At 43.6% G+C, this 5003-nt stretch carries 4 protein-coding genes and 1 pseudogene; 1 reads left to right on the top strand and 4 read right to left on the bottom strand.

Features of this window, described 5'->3' with window-relative positions:
• Positions 1-138 (top strand): annotated as a pseudogene (locus tag B2Y23_RS04390) (ISNCY family transposase); the annotation flags it as partial.
• A gap of 110 nt (positions 139-248) precedes the next feature.
• On the opposite strand, the gene pta reads toward B2Y23_RS04390, so the two are convergent.
• The 4 genes from pta to B2Y23_RS04370 form a co-directional block, all read right to left on the bottom strand.
• Positions 249-2390 (bottom strand): phosphate acetyltransferase, encoded by a 2142-nt coding sequence (gene pta, locus B2Y23_RS04385; RefSeq protein WP_291369259.1) that lies wholly within the window; start codon positions 2388-2390, stop codon positions 249-251.
• A 53-nt stretch (positions 2391-2443) separates the two neighbouring features.
• The gene (locus B2Y23_RS04380) at positions 2444-3667 is read right to left on the bottom strand and encodes an acetate/propionate family kinase (RefSeq protein ID WP_291369257.1); all 1224 of its coding nucleotides are present in this window, start codon (positions 3665-3667) and stop codon (positions 2444-2446) included.
• Positions 3668-3980: 313 nt separating this feature from the next.
• Complete coding sequence (locus B2Y23_RS04375) at positions 3981-4382, bottom strand: hypothetical protein (protein WP_291369255.1); 402 nt, start codon at positions 4380-4382, stop codon at positions 3981-3983.
• A 126-nt stretch (positions 4383-4508) separates the two neighbouring features.
• The coding region (locus B2Y23_RS04370) for an aldehyde dehydrogenase family protein (RefSeq protein ID WP_291369253.1) at positions 4509-5003 on the bottom strand (495 nt) is incomplete at its 5' end.

Genomic DNA, 5003 nt, shown 5'->3' with positions numbered 1-5003 from the left:
ATCCAACAACAGCATGAAGAACTGGAACAACAAAACAAACGCAATCGTTCTCAAAAGATGCCAAGCAGACGTGCACAGAAAATAGCAATCAAAGAACGAAATCTAAATCCTGTGCTTGACTTGGAATTGTCCATATAGGACATTTCTATTTGGTTATTAGGTAGGACATTTCTACTTGGGAATAACACCCCATAAAAAAAACCACCCGATTTTTCAATCAGATGGTTCGGAAAACTTGAATTAAAAAATTATTGAGCAGCTTGCTGCTCTGCCTGAATCGCAGTCAAAGCAATTGTGAATACAATATCATCCACCAAAGCACCACGTGACAAGTCATTCACCGGTTTATTTAAACCTTGCAGCATTGGGCCTACACTCACCACATTTGCAGCACGTTGTACTGCTTTATAGGTGGTGTTGCCGGTATTCAAGTCAGGGAAAATAAATACATTGGCACGACCGGCAACTGGTGAGCCAGGAGCTTTAGATTGACCGACACTTTCAACTGATGCTGCATCGTATTGCAATGGACCATCAATCAATAAGTCTGGACGGCGTTGCTTGGCAATTTCAGTGGCTTTCGCAACTTTTTCTACATCGGCACCTGCACCAGAGGTACCGGTTGAATACGAAATCATGGCAATGCGCGGGTCAATACCAAATGCTTTGGCAGAGTCGGCAGACTGAATTGCAATTTCTGCCAGTTGTTCTGCATCTGGGTCCGGATTGATGGCACAGTCACCATAAACATAGACTTCATCCGGTAGCAGCATAAAGAACACAGAAGATACCAGTGAGTAATCTGGTGCGGTCTTAATTAGCTGAAATGCAGGACGAACCGTATTGGCAGTGGTATGTACCGCACCCGACACTAAGCCGTCGACTTGAGCCAGAGCCAGCATCATGGTACCCAGTACCACGGTATCTTGCAGCTGTTCACGTGCCTGCAATTCGTTGAGCTTGCCTTTACGTAGCTCGACCATTTTCTCGACATAATTTTCGCGAATCAGGTCTGGATCCAGAATTTCTAAATCATGCGGTAATTCAATTCCACGTGCTTTAGCGGCCTCAACCACAGCTTCAGGTTTTGCCAGCAGAATGCAGTGGGCAATCCCACGAGATTGACAGATTGCTGCTGCTTGAATAGTACGCGGTTCATCCCCTTCTGGAAGGACAATACGCTTTTTCGCCGCAATTGATTTTTGCACCAGTTCATGACGGAATGCAGAAGGGGACAAACGTGCTTTGTATGAACCATTGATCAGCTGAGCAATCCAGTCCGCATTAATATGGCTAGACACGAAGCGTGAAACTTGTTCTGCACGCTCGATATCATCGACTGGAATTTCATTGCTGAGATTTGCGAGACTTTGCGCAGTTTCAAAAGCACTTAATTCGGTATGCAGAACCGGTAAGCCATGGTTCATGGCCGACTGGCAAAATGCTAAAACAGCGGGATTCGGCTCAGCATATTCAGTTAAAACCAATCCTGCCAAAGGAATACCATTACTGCTGGCCAGACTGCTGGCCAATAAAACGTCAATTCGGTCAGCGGCACTAATAATTAGTTCGCCTGCAACAAACTTAGTCAGTTCATGTTCTATATTTGCAGTGATGAGGCTGCTGTGTAACATGCGACGTGTGGCTGCTTCACCCTGGTTAATCCAGCTTGCTGAAATATGGACTGCCAGGTCGGAAATACGGGGCACACTCAAGGTGTTACTGAAAGGAACCAGGCCAATCACGGGCAGTTTTTCAGAACCAATATGGGCATGGGTTTTTTGAATTTGTGCAGCAAATTTGTTGGTATCACTAATTAAACGCAAGTTTGGATTAAACGTGACTGGGATTTCTGCTGAATCTTTGGCTAAGCCTTTGGTTCGCATAAACAATACGCCAGCATTACGGGTAGAGGCTGCTCCACCCAAATAGCGTAATTGATTTTCAACTTTTTCTGCCGCAACTTCAGGTTTGTTGATGTCTGCATTGCTGACAATAATGACTTTAGCATCCAGTGCTTGAGCTAATGTCGCATTCAGTTCTGCAGCAAAGGCATCACGATGATTTGGAACCAAACCTTCCACAATAATCAGGTCATGCTTTTTGGCAATTTGGCGGTGCAAATGAACAGCCTGTTCAAGCAATTCATCAGTTTCACCTAAGCTGAGCTGCTGAGTGAGACGAGTATAAGGAATCGGTTCTACCGTTCCACTATTCGATAAATGACGGTAAAGTGCGGTTGAGCGATCAAAGTCTTGCTGCGGTTCTTGTGAAAAAGGTTTCAGAAAACCAGCTTTTATGCCTTGGCATTCCAAAGCATAGATTAAGCCTAGGCCGGCCGAAGTTAAGCCTACACCTTCCCCAGTTGGCACGAGTAAAATTGTTTTCATAGTTTGATTCTAAATAAAAGGATGAATAATCGCATTGTAAAATATGCGATGACTTAAGCCATCGCTACATCTGCTTCAGACTTTTTTGCCGTTGCCTGACTCACCTCGCCTTTTACAACGTGCGCAGTCTCTTTGGCAATACGGCCTTCTTCATCGGTTGGAATGACCCAAATTTGAGGGCCTGTGCCTGTATCAATACGACCTTCTGTACCGCGTTTCAAATTATCGTTTTGTTCTTTGCTTAAGTTGAAACCGAAATGAGGTAGGTAAGCCATGGTTTTTTCACGGATATACGCCGAGTTCTCGCCAATACCACCGGTAAAGAACAGACCATCCAGACGTGGCAAGCCACAGCTCAATGCAGCCAAAGATTTAGCAAGACGGTAGCAGAATACTTCAATCGCAATCGTGGCATCTTCATTGCCTTGTTCTGAGGCTTCAATCAGGGTACGCATGTCATTTGAAAGATTGTTTGATAAACCCAGCAAACCACTTTCTTTGTTTAGCATCTTGTCAATTTTATAGACATCCCAACCCAGGTTACTGGCAAGAAAGCTGTGTAAGCTTGGGTCGACATCACCGCTACGGGTGCCCATCACAATGCCTTCAAGTGGGGTTAAGCCCATTGAAGTATCGACACTTTGACCATTCCATATCGCACAGGTCGAGCTACCATTACCCAGGTGTGCCGTTAACCAGCCGCCTTGTTTAAAGCTGCCGGCCAATTCTGAACCACGTTCAGATACATAAGCATGGCTAGTACCGTGGAAGCCGTAACGACGCACATTGTGCTCGGTATATAAGAATTTTGGCAATGCATAACGGAATGCGTGTTCCGGCATGGTTTGGTGGAATGCGGTATCAAATACAGCTACTTGCGGCAAGTCCGGGAAAAGACGTTTGGTGGCTTCAATACCGACTAAATGCGCAGGGTTGTGTAGCGGCGCTAGTGGCGTCGCTGCACGAATTTTTTCAATAATGTCGTCAGTCAGTAATTCAGCTTTGGTGAGTGTGCCACCATGGACAATACGGTGACCGATGGCATCAGGCTTATAGTTGGCTAGACGCGCCAAACCGACTTCAAGCGCCTCTTTATGATCAGCATTGGGAATACGAATATCGACAGGTTCATTGCCTACCGTCACACCTTTAATACGTGCTTCAGGTGTACCTAAGTTTTCAGCTAAACCATGGATGCGGAATTCTTGGTCTTCAAGCAATAATGCAAACTTAATTGAAGATGACCCACAATTGATGACTAATACTGATTTAGGCATGAGGTATTCCTTAACTGAAAATTTTCGTACTTGAATTGTTGTATTACCCGTGATCGTCGATATTCATTTTAGTATGCATCTTTCGATCTGTTTAATAGTTGTACCATGAGCTTTTTTATTGTCACAAGCTAGACTTTAGGAGATTAGACTTAAGCACTATCGACCGCTAAAACAATAATAATTAAAATTTATCAGTTGATAGTTTTCATTTATTAATAAAATAGTACTAAATCATCAGATGTCTATTTTGCATTCATACTCAGCCTAGCATGTGTATGCCAATTTGAGCAGAGCATAAAGGTTATTTTAATGCTTAGTTTTGATATTTTATTTCTGACCAGCGTACGATGACATAAGCAATCAACGCCACCATAAAAAACACCAGCATCATCCAGGCTAAACCTTGTAGGGTTTCAATAATCGTCCGGTAAATTTCCAGTACCCAACGCTCTTGGGTCAGTTCAATCACAATTTTCTTGTCATTTTCCGTGTAAGTCAGCGGGGTAATGTATTTTTCCATATCATAAATACGGATGCCTGACGAAGTGCCGACCACCATGCCGGCAAATTTGGTGTATTTCGCCCAGGCTTCATGAATCGGATCGTGAATGATACGGGCAAGAATGGCGTTAATAGAATTAGAAAAAATTTTCATTACTGCAAAAGACACCAGCAATGCCAGTAAGAAGGTACAAATGATCAAATAATAAAACATGCGATTTCCCCTTTATCTTTCTCATTATTTTTATCATGTTACGAAATTTAAGACAGGGATAATGTAGTGACTGTGTTCAGCCTCATGCTTGAAGCTGAACACTGAAATATACTTTAAATAGGAGAATTACTGGCGAATTTGACCATCACCAAACACAACCCATTTTTGTGACGTCAGACCTTCCAGACCGACTGGACCACGAGCATGAATTTTATCGGTGGAAATACCAATTTCAGCACCCAAACCATATTCAAAACCGTCAGCAAAACGGGTAGAGGCATTAATCATCACTGAACTTGAATCGACACGAGCCAGGAACTGGCGAGCAAGACTATAGTTTTCAGTAATGATGGCATCGGTATGATGTGAACCATATTTGTTGATATGATCAATCGCTTCATCAATCCCGCTCACCACTTTAACCGCCAAAATTGGACCTAAATATTCAGTGTACCAATCTTCTTCGCTGGCCGGTTTTACGCTTGAACCGAGAATGCGCTGGGTTTCACGGCAGCCGCGCAGTTCAACCTGTTTTTCTGCATACAGTTCAGCAATGCTTGGCAAGAAATCTTCAGCAACCTTCTCATCAACCAGCAAGGTTTCCATGGCATTACATACGCC

The organism is Acinetobacter sp. UBA5934 (assembly GCF_002430855.1).
Lineage (GTDB): Bacteria > Pseudomonadota > Gammaproteobacteria > Pseudomonadales > Moraxellaceae > Acinetobacter.
This window is presented reverse-complemented; position numbering and strand designations above follow the sequence as displayed.

Bases quoted from the DNA above. Each gene is read 5' to 3' on its own strand.
- pta (WP_291369259.1), bottom strand. From the start codon at position 2,390: ATGAAAACAATTTTACTCGTGCCAACTGGGGAAGGTGTAGGCTTAACT.
- B2Y23_RS04380 (WP_291369257.1), bottom strand. From the start codon at position 3,667: ATGCCTAAATCAGTATTAGTCATCAATTGTGGGTCATCTTCAATTAAG.
- B2Y23_RS04375 (WP_291369255.1), bottom strand. From the start codon at position 4,382: ATGTTTTATTATTTGATCATTTGTACCTTCTTACTGGCATTGCTGGTG.